Annotated in this window: 15 protein-coding genes; 8 read left to right on the top strand and 7 right to left on the bottom strand. The window is 65.9% G+C overall.

Annotation, left to right across the window (positions count from 1 at the left end; genetic code table 11):
• Window positions 1–27 precede the first annotated feature (27 nt).
• Window positions 28–1,842, top strand: coding sequence for a hybrid sensor histidine kinase/response regulator (locus K5658_RS06045; protein WP_221066070.1), 1,815 nt, complete (start codon window positions 28–30; stop codon window positions 1,840–1,842).
• A gap of 6 nt (window positions 1,843–1,848) precedes the next feature.
• On the opposite strand, the gene K5658_RS06040 is transcribed toward K5658_RS06045, so the two are convergent.
• A complete protein-coding gene (locus tag K5658_RS06040; RefSeq protein WP_221066069.1) occupies window positions 1,849–2,853 on the bottom strand; it encodes a chemotaxis protein CheB in 1,005 nt (334 codons plus the stop codon).
• Window positions 2,854–3,057: 204 nt separating this feature from the next.
• Between K5658_RS06040 and ypfJ the strand changes: the two genes are divergently transcribed.
• Together ypfJ and asd are read left to right on the top strand one after the other, a co-directional pair.
• Window positions 3,058–3,939, top strand: coding sequence for a KPN_02809 family neutral zinc metallopeptidase (gene ypfJ / locus K5658_RS06035; protein WP_221066068.1), 882 nt, complete (start codon window positions 3,058–3,060; stop codon window positions 3,937–3,939).
• 86 nt (window positions 3,940–4,025) lie between these two features.
• The gene (gene asd / locus K5658_RS06030) at window positions 4,026–4,901 is read left to right on the top strand and encodes an archaetidylserine decarboxylase (protein ID WP_221066067.1); all 876 of its coding nucleotides are present in this window, start codon (window positions 4,026–4,028) and stop codon (window positions 4,899–4,901) included.
• Window positions 4,902–4,983: 82 nt separating this feature from the next.
• On the opposite strand, the gene K5658_RS06025 is transcribed toward asd, so the two are convergent.
• The 3 genes from K5658_RS06025 to K5658_RS06015 form a co-directional block, all read right to left on the bottom strand.
• Window positions 4,984–6,093, bottom strand: coding sequence for a tyrosinase family protein (locus tag K5658_RS06025; RefSeq protein WP_221066066.1), 1,110 nt, complete (start codon window positions 6,091–6,093; stop codon window positions 4,984–4,986).
• A gap of 229 nt (window positions 6,094–6,322) precedes the next feature.
• Entirely contained in the window at window positions 6,323–7,711 is a 1,389-nt protein-coding gene (locus K5658_RS23915; RefSeq protein WP_221066065.1) for a sigma-54-dependent transcriptional regulator, read from the bottom strand.
• Window positions 7,708–9,465, bottom strand: a complete 1,758-nt coding sequence (locus K5658_RS06015; protein ID WP_221066064.1) for a sensor histidine kinase — start codon at window positions 9,463–9,465, stop codon at window positions 7,708–7,710. Before K5658_RS06015 ends, K5658_RS23915 begins: the two co-directional genes overlap by 4 nt.
• 133 nt (window positions 9,466–9,598) lie before the next feature.
• Here K5658_RS06015 and K5658_RS06010 point away from each other — a divergent pair, with 133 nt between their 5' ends.
• From K5658_RS06010 to K5658_RS05990, 5 genes are all read left to right on the top strand, one after another.
• Window positions 9,599–10,708, top strand: a complete 1,110-nt coding sequence (locus K5658_RS06010) for a hypothetical protein (protein ID WP_246628578.1) — start codon at window positions 9,599–9,601, stop codon at window positions 10,706–10,708.
• On the top strand, window positions 10,705–11,154 hold the full coding sequence (locus tag K5658_RS06005) for a type 2 periplasmic-binding domain-containing protein (RefSeq protein ID WP_246628577.1): 450 nt from the start codon (window positions 10,705–10,707) through the stop codon (window positions 11,152–11,154). The genes K5658_RS06010 and K5658_RS06005 overlap by 4 nt, the downstream gene beginning before the upstream one ends.
• A 517-nt stretch (window positions 11,155–11,671) precedes the next feature.
• Window positions 11,672–13,042: a cytochrome C gene (locus K5658_RS06000; protein WP_246628576.1), complete on the top strand. Its 1,371-nt coding sequence runs from the start codon at window positions 11,672–11,674 to the stop codon at window positions 13,040–13,042.
• A 107-nt stretch (window positions 13,043–13,149) separates the two neighbouring features.
• Window positions 13,150–13,776, top strand: a complete 627-nt coding sequence (locus K5658_RS05995; RefSeq protein WP_221066063.1) for a hypothetical protein — start codon at window positions 13,150–13,152, stop codon at window positions 13,774–13,776.
• Window positions 13,777–13,844: 68 nt separating this feature from the next.
• Window positions 13,845–14,429, top strand: coding sequence for a hypothetical protein (locus K5658_RS05990; RefSeq protein ID WP_221066062.1), 585 nt, complete (start codon window positions 13,845–13,847; stop codon window positions 14,427–14,429).
• Between the two features lie 18 nt (window positions 14,430–14,447).
• On the opposite strand, the gene K5658_RS05985 is transcribed toward K5658_RS05990, so the two are convergent.
• The 3 genes from K5658_RS05985 to K5658_RS05975 all read right to left on the bottom strand — a co-directional run bounded on the left by K5658_RS05985 (window position 14,448) and on the right by K5658_RS05975 (window position 17,113).
• Window positions 14,448–15,047 carry a UbiX family flavin prenyltransferase gene (locus K5658_RS05985; protein ID WP_221066061.1) on the bottom strand — a complete coding sequence of 200 codons (600 nt, stop codon included), beginning with the start codon at window positions 15,045–15,047 and terminating at the stop codon, window positions 14,448–14,450.
• Window positions 15,044–15,997, bottom strand: coding sequence for a prolyl aminopeptidase (pip, locus tag K5658_RS05980; RefSeq protein ID WP_221066060.1), 954 nt, complete (start codon window positions 15,995–15,997; stop codon window positions 15,044–15,046). The genes K5658_RS05985 and pip overlap by 4 nt, the downstream gene beginning before the upstream one ends.
• A gap of 147 nt (window positions 15,998–16,144) precedes the next feature.
• Window positions 16,145–17,113 carry a hypothetical protein gene (locus K5658_RS05975; protein ID WP_221066059.1) on the bottom strand — a complete coding sequence of 323 codons (969 nt, stop codon included), beginning with the start codon at window positions 17,111–17,113 and terminating at the stop codon, window positions 16,145–16,147.
• Between the last annotated feature and the right edge of the window lie 369 nt (window positions 17,114–17,482).

The raw sequence follows: 17,482 nt of genomic DNA, 5'->3' as shown, positions 1-17,482 counted from the left end.
CCCCAAAAATGGAAGGGCAATATGGATATGCATTCGCTTAGAAAATGGGTCGAGGAGGCCTTGGCGGAGCGGATCGAAACCCTCGCCCCCGAATCCACCACCCCAGAATCCCTCGAAACCACCCGCGAACAATTACGGGTCTTGCTCCACGAACTCCAGGTCTACGAGGCCGAGCTGGAAATCCAAAACCACGAACTCCGGCAAACCCAGATGGAACTGGAAAAATCCCGCGACCGCTACGCCGATTTGTTCGACTTCTCGCCGGTGGGCTATATCAATCTCGACCGGCACGGCGTGATCCAAGACATCAACCTCACCGCGGCCCAATTGCTGGGGCGGCCGCGCCAGCGCCTCGCCGGTTTCCCCCTGATCCATTTCATGGCGGCCGACAACAGGCCGCTGTTCCTGGACCACCTGCGCCGCTGCGCGCGGGAGAAGACCGGCGCCATCACCACCGAACTGCGCCTCGCCAGCGGGGACGGCGATTCCCGCATGGTGGAACTGCATAGCGTGGCCGAACCGGAGGAACGCGGCGGCCAATACCGCACCGCCATCACCTGCATCGCCCGGCGCAAGGCAGCCGAGGACGCCCTGCGCCAAGCGCGGGATAGCCTGGAACAGCGGGTCACGGAACGCACCGCCGCGCTCTCCGCCGCCAATGACGCCCTCAGGACCGGCCTGTCCGAGCGGGAACACCTGGCCCAGGAACTGCGCCTCCGCAACCAAGCCCTGGCCGACGCCGACCGCCACAAGGACGAATTCATGGCGATGCTGGCCCACGAATTACGGAACCCCCTGGCGGCCATCGCCAACGCCGGGGAAATCCTGAAGCGGCATACCGAAAGCCACCCCAAAGACGATGTCTGCGGGCGCACCGCCCGGATCATCGAGCAGCAGTGCGCCCATTTCAAGGTGCTGCTGGACGACCTCCTGGACGTGGCGCGGGTGACGCACGGCAAGATCGTGCTGGATAAGCGGGTCGCCGCGCTCGGCGATATCCTGGAACAAGCGGCGGCCACCCATCGCGGCTTGATCGAGGAACGCGGCCAGCGCCTATCCATCGACTTCCCGGCAACGCCGCTCCATGTCGAGGTCGATTTCACCCGCTGCGTGCAGTCCGTCGGCAACCTGCTGCATAACGCCGCCAAATTCACCCCGCGCGGCGGCTCCATCGAACTCGCGGCGTGGCGGGAGGGGGACGTAGCCGCGGTCCGGGTCCGCGACGATGGCACCGGGATCGCCGCCGAACTCCTGCCCCATATCTTCGAACCCTTCACCCAGGAGGACCGCAGCCTGGCCCGCTCCACCGGGGGCCTGGGCATCGGTTTGGCCCTGGTGCGGCGCTTGGTGGAAATGCACGGAGGACGGGTGGAAGCGGCCAGCGCGGGGCCGGGGCGGGGTAGCCAATTCACGCTCTGGCTGCCGGTGGTCGCGGCCCCCGGCACCGAAATGCCGCCGCCCCGGATCGATATCCCGAAGCCCCAAGCAGGCTGCCGGGTCTTCATCGTGGACGATAACGCCGATTACGCCGATTCGCTCGGGGTCTTGCTCGGCATGCAGGGCTATGAAACGGAGGTCTTCTATCAGGGCGAAACGGCCTTGCGCCGCGCCGCCGAACATCCGCCGGACGCGGTGCTGCTGGATATCGGCATGCCGGGGATCAGCGGCTACGAAGTGGCGCGGAGGCTGCGCGACGAATGCGGGCTGACCGGCACCCGTTTGATCGCCATCAGCGGCTACAGCGCGGAAAACGACCGCCAATTGGCTCAAGGCTCGGGCTTCGACCATTATTTGGTCAAGCCGGTGGAGATCGACGTCCTCTTGGGCCTGTTGCCTGGATAGCCCGGCCTATCCGGTTGCGCCGCCGCCCGTCCCGCCTTCGAGCAACACCCGCCGGATCACATCGGCGTTCCCCGCCGCCGCCTGCGACTGCTCGGCGAATTTGTCGCCGGAATAATGGCTGCCGGCCTGCTGGAAACGCAGGGCCATCCGCCGGAGCAGGGACGCCTGTTCCTCCAAGGCGCGGACCGCGCCCCAGAGCGCGGTTTCCAGGGTCTCCGAATGCATCGCCAGCAGCCCTTCCGCCGAAAACGCATGGCCGATATGGCAGCGGTAATGGGGCGCGCCGATGCCGGGCAATTCCCAGATGGCCCCACCGCACTCGGGGCAGGTCAGGCCGGTGGCTTCCGCCGAACCGGACCCCGCCTCGAACCGGCCGATCCTATCGTGGACGGCCTGTCCCCCGTCCCGCGCGTCCTGGGCCATAAAATCCCCTCCTCCCTCCAAGGGCTGCGTCGCCAACCTGACCAGCAGATGGGCGATTTCCCGGACCGGCAGGACATGATCGACCGACAGGCTGCCCATGGCGTTCAAGGGCATAGCGGCGAACACGGCCTCCTCCGGGTCTTGCACGATGGTCGTCCCCCCGCGGGCCTTGATGACTTGTAGGCCGTTGCTGCCATCCGCCAAGGTGCCGGACAGCACGACGCCGACCACCCGCGGCCCGAAATGGCGGGCCGCCGAGCGGAACAGCGGGTCGATGCCGGGGCGGAAGCCGTTTTCCCTGGGGCCCGCCACCAACGAGACCTGGGTATCGGTCAGCACCATATGGCGGTTGGGCGGGGCGACATAGATGCGTCCGGGCAGGATTTCGCCATCGGCGTCGGGATGGCAGGCGGGCAGCGGCCCTTTGCGGGCCAGTATCTCGGGCAGGAAGCTGATGGCGTTGGTGGAAACATGCAGCACCACGAACAGGCTGGCCGGGAAGTCGGCGGGCAAAGCGCCCACCAGCCGACTCAAGGCTTCCACGCCTCCGGCGGAAGCGCCAACCACCACGATATCACGAGTAGGCATGGATACCTCCAGCGGGGCCTTTCCCGCGCCAGGAACGGGCGGGATTCCAACCCCTCTTGCCATGAGACCCGCCAACTTGGAAAAGCGCGGGACCCAGGCCCGGATTCTCCGCCCCCCGCCGCATGAAAACCGCCCGCCACCCTTGCGCTCCCCCGCCCCCGCCCCTATGTTGAAGCCATTCCCCAACACCAGCGGAGAACAAGCATGCGCCTGGACGACGAGAACGAAAGCGACAACGTGGAAGACCGGCGGGGCGGGGACGGCGGAGGCGGCGGCTTCGGCGGCGGGGGTTTGGGGATCGGGGCCGTCGTGCTGGCCCTGGGCGCGAGCTATTTCCTGGGGGTCGATCCCTCGATGATGCTGGGCCTGGTACGGCAGGCCGAACGCCAGGTCGAGCAACACCAAGCCCAGCACGTCCAGGCCCACAAGCCGCCGCCCGGCGACGACATGGCCCGCTTCGTCTCCAAGGTGCTGCACAGCACCGAAACCACCTGGCGCGGCATCTTCCAGGAGATGGATCGCCAATACCTGGACCCCAAGCTGGTGCTGTTCACCGGGGCGACCCCCACCGCCTGCGGCACCGGACAGGCGGCGATGGGGCCGTTCTATTGCCCCGGCGACCGCAAGGTCTATATCGACCTCGCCTTCTACCGCGACCTGAAACAACGCTTCCATGCGCCGGGCGAATTCGCCGAGGCCTATGTCATCGCCCACGAGGTCGGCCACCACGTGCAGAACCTCCTGGGGATTTCCGGCAAGGTCCACGCCGCCCAGCAGCACGCCCGCGACAAGGCCCAGGCCAACGCGCTATCGGTGCGGCTGGAATTGCAGGCCGACTGCTTCGCCGGGGTCTGGGGCCGACACGCCGACAACCTGAAACACATCATCGAACCCGGCGACATCGAACAAGCCCTCACCGCCGCCACCGCCATCGGCGACGACCGCCTGCAACAGCAGGCCAAGGGCTACGCCGTGCCGGAAACCTTCACCCATGGCACCTCGGCCCAACGGGTGCGCTGGTTCAAACGCGGCATCGAAACCGGCGATATCCGCCAATGCGACACTTTCAAGGCGCGGGATTTGTAGGCGCGGGTTATCATGGCGGCTTTTCCCCATGGACCTTGCGGGAACGCTCCCCAGGACCGTTCCCGCGCCAGCCCCACGAGACGCCCATGCCGCTCCGCGAAACCCTGTTCTCCCTGCTCCAATATCCCCTGCCCCACCACGCCCTGTCCCGCTTGATGCACCATCTCACCCGCTGCGAGAACCGGGCGTGGAAAGACGCCTTCATCCGGCGGATCATCCAGCTCTATCGCGTGGACATGGCCGAAGCCCTACAGCCCGACCCCGCCGCCTATCCCAGCTTCAACGCCTTCTTCACCCGCGCCCTGAAACCGGACGCCCGCCCCTTGTGTCCCGACCCGGACGCCGTGCTCTGTCCCGCCGACGGGGCCATCAGCCAGATCGGCGACATCGAGGCGGGCTCGATCTTCCAGGCCAAGGGCAAAAGCTACACCGCCACCGAACTCCTGGGCGGCGACCCGGCGCGGGCGGCGGCGTTCCAAAACGGCAAGTTCGCCACGGTCTATCTCTCGCCCCGCGATTACCACCGCCTGCACATGCCGCTGGCCGGCACCCTGCGCGAGATGGTCCATGTGCCGGGGCGGCTGTTCAGCGTCAACAACGCCACCGCCCGCCAAGTCCCGAACCTGTTCGCCCGCAACGAACGGGTGGCGGCGATCTTCGAGACCGAAGCGGGGCCGATGGCGCTGGTGTTGGTGGGGGCGATCTTCGTGGCCAGCATCGAGACGGTGTGGCAGGGCGTGGTCACGCCGCCCGCCGGGACCACGGTGCGGACCTGGGATTACCGGGACACCCCGGTCAGGCTGGAACGCGGGCAGGAAATGGGCCGGTTCAACATGGGTTCGACCATCATCGTGCTGTTCGGGGAAAACGCCGTGGACTGGGAAGCCCTGGCGCATGGGGACAAGGTGAAGATGGGCGGGATATTGGGACGCCGCCCGCCGGTCGCCGTGGCCTCCCCATAGGAGTTTCTTGGCGGGATATGGGACATCCCATACCCCGCCTTCCGAAACCGCCGTGCAGGCCGGTCCTGGCCGCCCGCGAACCTCAGTGGTGGGACATGGTCCCCATGGCCTGGGCCGTCTGGCTCTCCGAACCGGTTTGTCCCTCTGGCACCTGCGGCGGCGTGAGATCGGCGTAGCGGTATCCGAACATCCGCGTTGGGCGGGCCATGCCGCCATTCGTCAACTTCGGATAAGGCCAGAGGATATCACCGATATTGTCGCCGCGTGGCCCCCCCGTTTTCGGGAGGTATTGATACCTGTGCTGCTTCCACCACATCTCCAGGAGCCGGTCCACGTTCGCGTGGTGGAGCCAAAAGATGGGATCGTTGGGCGAGGTCACGGTATCGGTGAGCGCCCCCGGATTGCCCTGGGCGTCCTGGCCTCCGATGTACATATGGCCTTGGGCATGCAGGCGCGAGGACGTGGCACCGACGATATCCCAGATAACACCGTCCTTGCATTCCAGGCCGGTCGCGTTGATACCGCCATCCAAGAAATTGCGGAAACTTTGGGCCGTGTCGGATGTGACGCCCCAAGGCGCGACATCGTACAAGGGGCGTTGCAGGAGCGCCACCACGTCCGCCGCCAACGGCGCGGTGGTCGCACCGGCCATATTGCCGGTCCCGCGGACCAGATCGTCGAACTGCCCCGGATTGTCGGTGGTGAACCCCTTGACGTTGATCTTCCAGCGTCCTTTCCTGAACGGGCCGGACATGACGACATAGCCGTCCTCGGCCTTGCCGCCCGGACCCATCATATCGTCCGCCAGCATCGCCGCCTCCGAGGCGGGATCGGTCCAATCCCAGTAGGGGATCGCGATGGGTTTCCTGGCGACCTTCCACAGGGCATATTCGAATTCGAGCAGGAACGCCCGGTGCCAGGTCAGGAGATCGGGACCGCTATGGCCCAGCCCGCCCTGGCCGGGCTGGTCGGTCCAGCACACCAGTTTGCGCATATGCTGGGCGACGAAATGGTCGTACCAGTTCCCCACCATGTCGCCGCCAGGGGCGCGGGTTTGCTTCAATGCCAGGATGGCGCCGACGAAATCGGCTTTTTCCTGTTTCGTCATATCCTTGACATTCTTGCGGACGAGGAGCGCATCCGCCGTGACCTTCGGATAGGGATGCATCGGGTCGAAAGGGGCGGCGGCCACCTCCATAGCCACACCGCCCAGCATACCCAGGAGGGCAACACCCCCGATAAACCTATGCGACGACATATCTCCACCTCGGATAGACAACAAGCCTGGTGTGCCCAGAAAAACCGCGCCTGGATGCGGGCCGCGGCACAATCGAACGCCAACGGTAACACATCCACAGGACATATCGATACCGGCCCAACCGTTCAAGCGCCCGCCTGTCGCACGGCGCAGCCCCCGCCCGCTACCCTTTTTCTCCGGAAAACCCATACTTCTTGAGCTTGTACCACAGGGTCCGCTCGCTGATTTTGAGGAGCCGCGCCGCCTTGGCCTTGTTGTCGCCGGACTCGGCCAGGGCGCGGGTCAACAAGCGCCGTTCCAGGGCTTCCACCCGCTGTTCCAGATCCAAATCCTCCGCCTCCGGCCCGGCGGACGCCGCCACCGGCGCGGCCACGGAAGGAACAACAGTTCCGGCGATTTCCAGCGGCAGATGGCGCGGCTCCACCGTCCCGCCCCGGCATAGCACCGCCGCCCGCTCCATCATGTTTTCCAGCTCCCGCACGTTGCCGGGCCACGGATAGGCCAGCAAGGACCGCTCCGCCGCCGGGTCCAGCCGCCCGCCGCCGCAACCGAGTTGGGTGCCATATTTCTCCAGGAAATGCGCGGCCAGGGCGGGAATATCCTCGCGGCGCTCGCGCAGCGGCGGCAGTTGGATGCCGAACACATTGAGCCGGTAGAACAAATCCTCGCGCAGCCGCCCTTCCCGCACCGACTCGCGGGGATCGCGGTTGGTAGCGGCGACGATGCGGATATCCACGCTGATGGGACGGTTGCAGCCCAGCCGGTCGATGGTGCTTTCCTGTAGCACGCGCAGCAGCTTGGCCTGCAAGGCCGGGCTCATCTCGGTGATTTCGTCCAGGAACAAGGTGCCGCCGTCGGCCAGCTCGAACTTGCCGACCCGGTCCTTGTTGGCCCCGGTGAACGCGCCCTTGGCGTAGCCGAACAGCTCGCTTTCCAAAATCTCGGCGGGGATGGCCGCGCAATTGATCGGCACGAACAAGCCCTCCCGCCCGGAATGGCGGTGGATGGCCCGCGCCGCCAATTCCTTGCCGGTGCCGGTTTCGCCCGTGACCAGGACGTTGGCCTTGGTCGGCGCGACCTGGCGGATGAGTTCGTAGACCTGGCGCATGGCGGCGCCCTGGCCGACGAACTCCTCCCAACCCCGGTCCATCTGGCCGCGCAGGAACAGGTTCTCCCGCACGATGCGCTGGCGGTCCAAGGCCCGCCGCACCACCAGTTCCACCTGGTCCAAATCCAGCGGGCGGATCAAATAATCGAACGCGCCCTGCTTCATCGCCGCCACCGCGGTTTCCACCGTGCCATAGGCCGTCACCAGGATGACCGGGACCGGGTTGCCTTCCTGCCTGAGCGCGGCCAAAAGGCCCAGCCCGTCCATCCGGGGCATGTTGAGGTCGGTGACGACCAGATGCACGGCGCCGCCATGGAGGATATCCAAAGCCTCCTGGCCGTCCGCCGCCGTCAACACTTGGCAGCCCAGCCGGGCCAGGAGGATTTCCAGCATCCGCCGGGCGTTGGCCTCGTCGTCCACCACCAAGACACGGGAATGGTTCATGACGCCTCCGCGCCGCGGGGCAAGCCCACCGCGAAAGCCGCCCCGCCCCAGGCCGATTCCGCCACTTCGATCCCGCCGCCATGGGACTCGACGATCTGCCGGGTCACCGCCAGCCCCAAGCCGATACCGCCCTCGCGCTGGGTGAAGAAGGGGTCGAACACCCGCTGGCGGTATTCCACCGGGACGCCCGGACCGTCGTCGATCACCTCGACCACGAGTTTCCGGGCGTCCCCCTGGGACCGCAGGCCGATCCTGGAGCCGGGGGACAGGATTTGGATGGCGTTCAGGATCAGATTCAAAAACACCTGCATCAATAACTCCTCGTCGCAGGGAACCACCGCGTCCTGGGCCGCGAGCCGCCATTCGAACGCGATGGATTTCTTACGGGCCTGGGCCGCGAGCAACTCGGCCACGCGGCGCAGGATGGCATGGACATCCTGGGGCTGTCGTTTGGGCGGACGGGGCCGGGCGCATTCCAGCAAGGTGGACACCAACCGTTCCAGCCGGCTCGATTCCTCCAGGATGAAGCGGGTCATCTCCCGGCCTTCGGGACTCAAATCCGCCTCCCGCCGCAGCATCTGGGCCGAGGTGTGCAGCACGCCCAGGGGCGTCCGCACCTCGTGCGCCATGATGGCGGCCATCTCCCCGACCACGGCCAGCTTGGCGGCATGGATCACCTGTTGCCGGGACTGCTCCAGATTATCGACCATCTGCCCGAACGCCGCGCCCAGTTCCCGGACTTCGCGGGTACCGCCGTCGGGCCGGACGGGCGGCGCGGCCTTCACCCCGCTCCGCGCCCAATCCCCCAGCGCCACCAGGGGCCGGGCGATGCGCCGGGCCACGATCCGGGCCGCGACCCCCGCCAACAAGCCGGTGAGCAGGAAGGCCAGCGAAAACAACCACAACAGGTTGCGGATGGGCCGGAACGCCTGCTCGGTGGATTGGAACACCAACAGCGACCAACCCACCCCCGGATACCCCTGGTAGCCCCGCGACACGGCATAACCCGCCAGCACCGGCCCTTGCCCGGCCTGGGCCGCGCCGTGGACGAACTGGGTCGCGCCATCCCCGCGCCAAGCGGCGAACGCATCGCCGAGGAGCAGGCCACCCTGGCGCAAGGACTCCGAGGCGGCGATCAAGCGGCCTTCCCGGTCCAGCAGCGCGACCCGCTTGCCGCCGGGTTCGGAACGCTCGGTCTGGTCGAACAGGCGGAAAATCCCGGCCAGATCGACCGCGCCGTACAAATCGCCGATCAAGCCCGGCCCATAGCGGTTATCGACCGGGGCGCGCACCCACAGGTCCAGGGCGTCCGCCGTGGGCAGGCGCAGGAACACCTCGCCAATCGGCACCCGGGTTTCCACCCAGACCGCCCGCTCCGGCAAGGGTTGGCCGATCCGGCCGGGATCGCTGGACGCCACCACCTTCCCGGCGGGGTCGGCGTAGAACACCTCGCGGTAGGCATCGCCATAGCCGGAGCGGATTTCGGCGAGGAACCCGGCCAGGCGCTTATCCACATCGCCAAGCCGGGCTTCCTGCATGATGTCGAGATGGCTCCAGGAATGCACGTTTTGCAGACGCTCGAACAGCAGCATATCGATCTGCTCCATCAACATGGCGGCGTCCTGGCCCAGGTTGAGGCCGATCTCGGTGGCCAAGGCCTGGCGCGAGGCGAAGAACGACAGCCCCGCCAGCACGGCCGACGCCAGGAAATTCAACAGCAGGAATGCGATCAACAACAGGCGGGCGATGCTCATGGCGGTATCGGGCGGTGGGGACGGTGGAGCCCCCCGGAATTTTCATGAATTCGTCGGGGTTTTCGGTGGCGGCGATAATGTACCATTCCCAACCCGCCGGACCCGGCACGGTATCGCAAAACGCCCGACCCGAATGGCCCTCCACCGCCCCATCGCGCCCGCCTTGCTGCTTCCGCTCCTGCTCTCCCCGCCGGTCCAGGCCGGGGACGGGGACGGCACGGACTACCGGCTGGGCCGGGGCTACGCCCTGGGCGACAGCGGCTTCCGGCTCGGCGGCTACGCCAGCGCCGTGGTGGCCGCGCCCCGCAACCTGCCCTGGCGCTTCGCGCTCAAAGACCTCAGCCTGTTCGTCACCTGGGAACGGGAACATTGGCGCTTCTTCTCCGAGACCGAGGTCAGCAACGCCCTCAGCGCCGGGCAGGGCCAATCCCTGGGCGTACACGAGGCCGAGGTCGAGATCGAACGGCTGTACCTGGACTATCTGCACGACGACGCCCTGGCGCTGCGTTTCGGCAAGTTCCTCACCCCCATAGGCCGCTGGAACCTATTGCACGCCGAACCCGTGGTCTGGACCACCACGCGGCCGGTGGCGACCTATCTGCTGTTCGCCACCAACGACACCGGGCTGATGCTGCATGGCAACGTGCCGCTGCTGGGCAAGCGGCTGGAATACCAGGTCTACGGCGGCCTGGGCAGCGCCCTGGACCCCAAGCAGCCGGACAACCCCTTCGCGAACAGCATCGGCGCCCATCTCAACCTGGCGCTCACCGACACCCTGGAACTCGGGCTGTCCTACGCCAATTTCCGGCTCGATGAAAACCACGCGCCATCCGGCACCCAGCCATCGGACAGCCTGGGCTATTCCAATATCACCGTCCTCTATCCGGTGGAATTCCCCGACCACGACGCCGACCAGCGCCAGAACCTGGTCGGCCTGGACGCGGCCTGGTCGTACCGGCGCTTCGAGGTCATGAGCGAATGGGTGTTCCGCGCCGGCGGACAGGAACGGTTCTGGCAGGGTTATGTGCAAGGCGTGGCCCCCCTGGCCGGAACGCCCTGGTACGCCGTGGGGCGGTATGAATATTTCCAGCAGGAATGGGGGCCGCCGGGGCAATTGGGCGTGTTCGGACTGGCGCTCAGGCCCATCCCGCCCCTGGTCTGGAAAGTGGAGTACCGGCTGGGTTCGCACAACGAGGCCATCGCCCCGGATGGCCTGTACGGCTCCATCGCGGTGTTGTTTTGAAAGCCCCGCGCCGCCTCGCGAGCCTGCTTTTCGCGCTGCTGCTCGGCTGCGCCCCGGCCGGCTTGGCCGAACCCCTGGCGGTCATCGCCGCCGCCCACGGCCCCCTGGACAAACTCGCGCCCGACACCCTCAAACGGGTCTACAGCCGCAAAAGCCAGCTAGACCCCCACGGCATCCGCTGGATCCCGGTGAACCTGCCCGCCGCCGATCCCCTGCGGCGGGCGTTCTCGCTGGCCGTGTTCGACGCCCTGCCGGAAGACCTGGAGGAATATTGGAACATCCAATATTTCCAAGGCATCAACCCGCCGCAAGTGCTGGCTTCCGAGGAGGCCGTGCTGCGCTTCGTCGCCGCCACGCCGGGCGCGATGGGCTATGTCCGCGCCCATCTGGTGGACGCGCGGGTGAAAGTGCTGCTGCTCCTGCCCATCCCGGACTTGCGGCACTGAGCCCAATCCATACCAAATTTGCAGTCCAGCTTTGCATGGATGCAGATCAGGAACGCCCCGCCCCTCCATAATCCCGCGCAAGCTGCTGATTTTACAAATAAATCAGCGTGGCATTGTTCATGCTTTCCATGCCGCAACAGCCGCGCTTCCCCGTACGGGAAGCGTGTTCGCAAGCTTCCAACCTGCCGCCGATGGTCGAGGCCATGTTGTTTCCCACTGAACCCGAAGGTATCCCGCGGGAATATAGAGGAAACCCTGGATCATCGAACCCAAGCGCCGCCGATGGGGGACCGGCCCCATCAAAAAGGATAGAGAGGAAACAATGATCGAGATCACCTGGGTGGAAATCATTTTAGCCACGTGGTTATTGGGCACCCTGGCCTTTTCCATAGGCTATTGCCTACGCCATTACCATCGCTTGCGGAATCATCCACCCGGCCTGTCATTAAAACCCCCCTCCCTCAAACCCAACGGCTTCCCTATGCTGACCCTAGACCGTCTACCCTCAGAACCCCCCATGGTTCCCGAGAAAACCCGGCGCCGATACTACATCGCCCTGCTCGCCGCCCTCGCTTCCCTCGCCTCGCTATTCCACGCCCATCCGGCCCACGCCATTCCCAGTTTCGCCCGGCAGACCGGCATGGCTTGCTCGTCCTGCCACACCAGCAGCTTCGGACCCAGCCTGACGCCGTTCGGGCGCAAATTCAAACTCGACGGCTATACCCAGGGCAGCGACGACAGCCAGGGACCGATGACCCACGGTATCCCGCCCCTCAGCGGCATGTTGATGGGCTCCTTCACCAATACCCAGAAAAACCAGGAACCGCAACCCACCACCGGACCCAGTTCGCCCAAGTTCGACAGCAATAACAACTTCGCGATGGACCAAGCCAGTTTCTTCTATGGTGGCCGGGTTTACGGGCCGGTCGGCGCGTTCGCCCAATTCACCTATGACGGGGTTGCCAATATCGTGGCGGTGGACAATATCGATCTGCGTTTCGCGCGCGGCACCGATATCCTGGGCCACAAGCTCGATTATGGTATTTCGCTGAACAATTCGCCCACGGTTTCCGACCTGTGGAATACCACCCCGGCCTGGGGCTTCCCGTTCGCCACCTCGCCCATCGCGCCCTCGCCCGGTGCCGGCCCCCTGGTTTCGGGAGCCTTGGCCCAGCAGGTCGGCGGCGGCAGCCTATACGCCATGATCGACAATTTCCTATATCTGGAAGCCGGAGCTTATGGGGATTTCTCGGTGAGCGCCCAGAAGAATATGGGCGTGTGGGATCCGGGCAACGCGCTGTTGAGCGGCGGAGCGCCTTATTGGCGGGTGGAATTACAACATAGCTGGGATAAGCAATATGTGGGGCTGGGCACCTTCGGCCTGGATACCACGACCTATGCCGACCGCCACAACAAGGGCGCGGGCACCAACCAATATACCGACCTGGGCGCGGACCTGACCTACCAATACCTGGGCACGATGGAACATATCTTCGAGTTCCGGGCCACTTATATCCGCGAACACCAAAGCCTGAACGGTTCACAGGCCATGGGGGCCGTGGCCAAGTCCAACCTGATGTTGAATACCCTGAACCTGAATGGTAGCTATACCTTCCAGCAAACCTATGTCGGCAACCTGGGATTCTTCGATATCAGCGGCAGCACCGATCCTTTGCTCTATGCCGACTATACCTCGTACCGGCCCAATAGCCAGGGTTTCATTGCCGAATTCGACTACGTCCCCTTCGGCAAGAGCTACGGCTTGGCGGAATCCTTCATGAACCTGCGGTTGGCGGTGCAGTATGTGGCCTATACCCAGTTCGACGGGGCGAACAAGGCGGCGGGCGATAACAATACCTTGTTCGTGAGCGGCTGGCTGGCGCTCTGAAGCGGCGACCGCGCGTATTCCCCCGCCAGGGACGGCGGGATTAACGCCAAGGATGGCAACCTCCCGCGTCCTCCATATCCCTCCACTATAAACTAAGGATGAATGCCATGAACAAATGCCTAAAAACCCTTTCCGGCCCGGCCGCCGCCCTCCTGGCCATGATCTGCGCCACACCGGGCCTCGCGTCCCAAGACGAGCGCGGCGGCACAGAAAACGAAAGCCATGCCAGCGGCTCCGACCACCATTCCGGGAATCGGTCCGACGATTCCCACGGGCACGCGGACGGCAAAACCGCCCTCGCGGCCACGCTCGGCGGCACCGTGCAAGCCGGGGCGTCCGGCCGGGCGAAGCTCGGGCAACAAACCCGCGCCACCCGCTTCGAGGCGGAACTCAGGATTCCCCTGCCCGCCGACGCGCTCGCCATCCCGGACCGCGCCACCGCCGAAACCGCCACCCTGAGCTTGACCTTGAGCCGCGCCGATGGCACGGCTTACGCCGAGTGCGATTTCGACCTGACCAAAACCAAGCGCAACAAGCGCTCCGGCCTCGTCAACGCCGAGTACAAAATCCAAATCGGCCTCCGCCGCGGCGTTTTGCAAGAACGCTTCGGCCTCTGCGATATCGACCTGTCCACGGAGGGGGCGCAGCAAGGCGTGCCCGCGGTCCAAGCCGGCGATAGCGCGACCGTGACCACCGACACCAACGGCGCGGCCTTCCTGCAAGGCACGTTCTAGCCATGCCGGGTTCCGGGGGCGGCCCCGGAACCCGGTCCCACCGCCCGTCCCAACCGAAGGAAGCCCCCATGCCCTCTTTCACAGCGAAAGCGTCCAGACTGCCCGGCCTGTTGCTGGCCGTGGCCCTCGTCGGCTCCGCGCCCCTGCTCACCGGCTACGACGCCGCCACCGGGGCCAGCAACACCACCAGCGCCCCGCCCGCGACGCCCACGGTCCAACGCATCGTGGCCCAGGCGCGGGACACCGCCGGCAGCTCGGCCCAGGGCAAGTTCACCCGCACCATAACCGGCAACAAGCAAACCTTCTCGGGCAGCTTGCGCATCCCCCTGCCCAACGCGGCGCTCGGGCTCGCCGACGCCGCCTCCGCGCAAAACGCCGAAATCCTGCTGAGGACCGGCCGCCAGGGCACCGCCTATGCCGAATGCGCGCTCGACTTCACGGGCGTCGGCGGCAAACCCCGGGCCGCCCATTACCGGCTCGATCTGGTCAAGCGCCGGGGCACGGTGCAGCAAAAGACGGGATTTTGCGAACTCAGCGTCGCCCCGGTGGGGCCGGGCCTGCCCCAGCCCCAGGCCCGCGATACGCTGACCCTGGTGCATGTCGCCCCGGACGGGGAGCGGACCTTCGCCCGCGGCGCGTTCGTCAAGAAATAACCAGGACCGGCGGCGTCCTCAAACAGGCTCCCCCTCCCCCCGGCCCGGCCCGCCCAGCCCCTCCCAGGACGTATACAGGCCCACCTCGATCCCGAACAAACCCAGGATGCGCCCGACCGTCTCGTCGATCAGGGCGGGCAGGGTCTTGGCCCCGCCGTAGAACGCGGGCAGGGGCGGATAGATGATGCCGCCCATTTCCGTGACCGCCGCCATGTTGCGGATATGGGCCAGGTTCAAAGGGGTTTCGCGCGGCACGACCACCAAGCGGCGGCGCTCCTTCAAGGCCACGTCGGCGGCGCGGGAAATCAGGTTGTCGCCGAAGCCATGGGCGACGGCGGCCAGGGTCTTCATCGAACAGGGCGCGATCACCATGCCCTCGGTCTTGAAGGCACCGCTGGCGATACTGGCGGCGATATCGTCGATATCGTGGACCACATCGGCCAGGGCGTGGATTTCGCGGCGCTTCATGCCGAGTTCGTGGAAAACGTTGAGCGCCCCGGCGGCGGACACCACCAAATGGGTTTCCCACCCGCCCAGATCGCGCAGCACCTCCAGCAAACGCTGGCCATAGACCGCGCCGGTCGCGCCGGTCATGCCGATGACGAGGCGCTTGTTCATGGCGCGAACCGCGCGGCCAGATCGTCGGCGGCGGCGACCAGGGCGCCGATCATCTCCTCGCCGCCGGCCACATGCCCGGAGCGCGGCAGGATGCGCAATTCCGACTGCGGCAGATGGCGGTGCAGGGTATGGGCCGCTTCCACAGGACAGACCAGATCGCGGCGGCCATGCAGGATGATGGCGGGGATGCGGGCCAGCTTGGCGCAACCGTCCAGCACGGCGTTTTCCTCCAGGAAATAGCGGTTCACGGCGTAATGCAGCTCGATACGGGCCTGTTGCAGCGTGGTGGCGGAAACCGGGTCGCTGGTTGCGTCGGGGGCGAAATCCTCGCCCAGCACCACCTGCCCGCTCCATAGGTTCCAGTCGCGGGCGGCGCGGCGGCGGGCCAGTTCGTCCGGGCCGGTCAGGCGGCGGTGGAGCGCGGCCACCGGGTCGCCGCGCTCGGCCTCGGGCAGGCCGGCCAGCAGATGCTCCCAGCGGTCGGGATAGACCCGGCGCACGCCCTCCTCGCCCACGAACCAATCCAGGTCGCGCCGCCGGGCCAGGAACGTCCCGCGCAGCACCAGCCCCGCCACCCTGGACGGATGCTTCTGCGCGTACAACAAGGCCAGGGTCGCGCCCCAGGAGCCGCCGAACAGCGCCCAGGTGTCGAGCCCGAGGTGCTGGCGGATGTATTCGAGGTCGCGGACCAGATCGGCGGTGGTGTTGTCCTCCAAGCCGCCGTGCGGCAGGGAGCGGCCCGCGCCGCGCTGGTCCAGGAGCAAGATGCGGTATTTTTCGGGATCGAAGAAACGGCGGTGGTAGGACTTGCAGCCGGAACCCGGCCCGCCGTGCAGGAACAGCACCGGCAAGCCTTGGGGGTTGCCGCATTGTTCCAGGTAAACCTGGTGCTTGCCGCGCTTGAGCAGCCCGGCGGCATAGGGCTCGATTTCGGGATAGAGGGATTTCATGTCGGACTGGAACGGCTGGGAAACACGGCGGGTCGGCAGGGCGGAAACGCCCGGACCGGATTCTACACCGTCGCCGCCGGGGCATGGGGGAATCGCGGGCACGAAAAAGGGGGCGGAACGCCCCCTCTCAACCCAGCTCGGACCGGCTTAGAAACCGAAGCCGAGGTAGGCACCGGTGGTGAAACCGTCGGTATCGGTCTTGTTCAAAAGAATCGTGCCGTTCGGCAAGGTGTACTTGGATTGCAGGTCGCCGCCGGTGAAGTTGTAGCGGAAGTCGAAACCGGCCCACAGGCTTTTCCAAACCCGGTATTCCATACCCGTGCCCAGCATCAGGCCCGGATTCAACACGGTGACGCCGCTGGAGGGCGGGCTGATGACGTTGATGCTCAGGCCGAACGGGATGATCCAGGGACGCAGGGCGCCATCCATCAGGTTGAACTTGAGCTTGGGGGAGGCGGCCAGGGTGAATTGGGTCACCTGGGCCTTGATGCCGCCGGTGAAGCCGGTGGTGCCCGCGGGCGCGCCCACCACCGGGCCGGTCAACTGGGAACTGACGAAGGCGTTGGTGGTGCTGCCGAAGTTCATGTACTGGAACATGACTTCGCCATCGACGGCGATCATGTCGGTCATGCCCCACATGTCGTTGGTCAAGCGGTGGTCGAAGCCCGCGCCCACGTACCAACCCGAGCCATTCTGGTCGGGCTGGTTCCCGGCGATGGGGGACAGGACGTTGTTGCTGGTCAGCAACTCGTTCTTGCGGTCGTGGGACATAGCCGCATAACCGCCGCGGAAGAACAACAGGTCGTTGTGGGTCTCTTCCTCTTGCTTGACCTGGGCCAGTTCCTGCTCGACCTGCTGCTGCTGGGCATCGACCTTTTCGGACGCCTGGCGGGCATCGGTGCGGGCGCGGGCCAGGTCGGAACGCAGCGACTGCATCTCGGCCTCCATCTGTTCCAGGCGGCGCTCCAGGCTGTTCACGGCGGAAGAGGAAGCGGTGGAAGAAGTCGTGGCGTGGTGATGCTTCTCGGCGGCGACCGCGCCCTGGGAAGCCAGGCCAGCGACCGCGCCGACAGCGATAATGGCGGCAATACCGGTGGTTTTTTGGATCGTTTTCATAGTCTTATTTACCCCCTCGAAGTGTTAGGAAGTTAACCCCGTTGCGTGTTAGCAACAAACCGTTGCGTAACGGCTGGATGCTAACAAAAATTTGCCCACACAACAATCGGTCCTTTTGTCCAATCTCAAAAAATCGCCCCATGGCCAAGAATGGCCTTTTCCACCCCGCCGCCGATCCGGTCCCGGCCCCCAACAGACCGATGATAAACAAGCTGTTACTCACTAGCGGAGCCACCCGGCCTTGCGGCTATAATGCCCCCTCCTCCGCATCGGGCATGAGCGTCTTCCGCACGACTCCGGGTCGCCGTCGCCAAAACTTTCGAGTGAGCTGGCCGGGTCAGCCCGACGGGAAGGCCGGCCCCGCTCGAT

The organism is Methylomagnum ishizawai, assembly GCF_019670005.1.
Classification (GTDB): domain Bacteria; phylum Pseudomonadota; class Gammaproteobacteria; order Methylococcales; family Methylococcaceae; genus Methylomagnum; species Methylomagnum ishizawai.
This window is presented reverse-complemented; position numbering and strand designations above follow the sequence as displayed.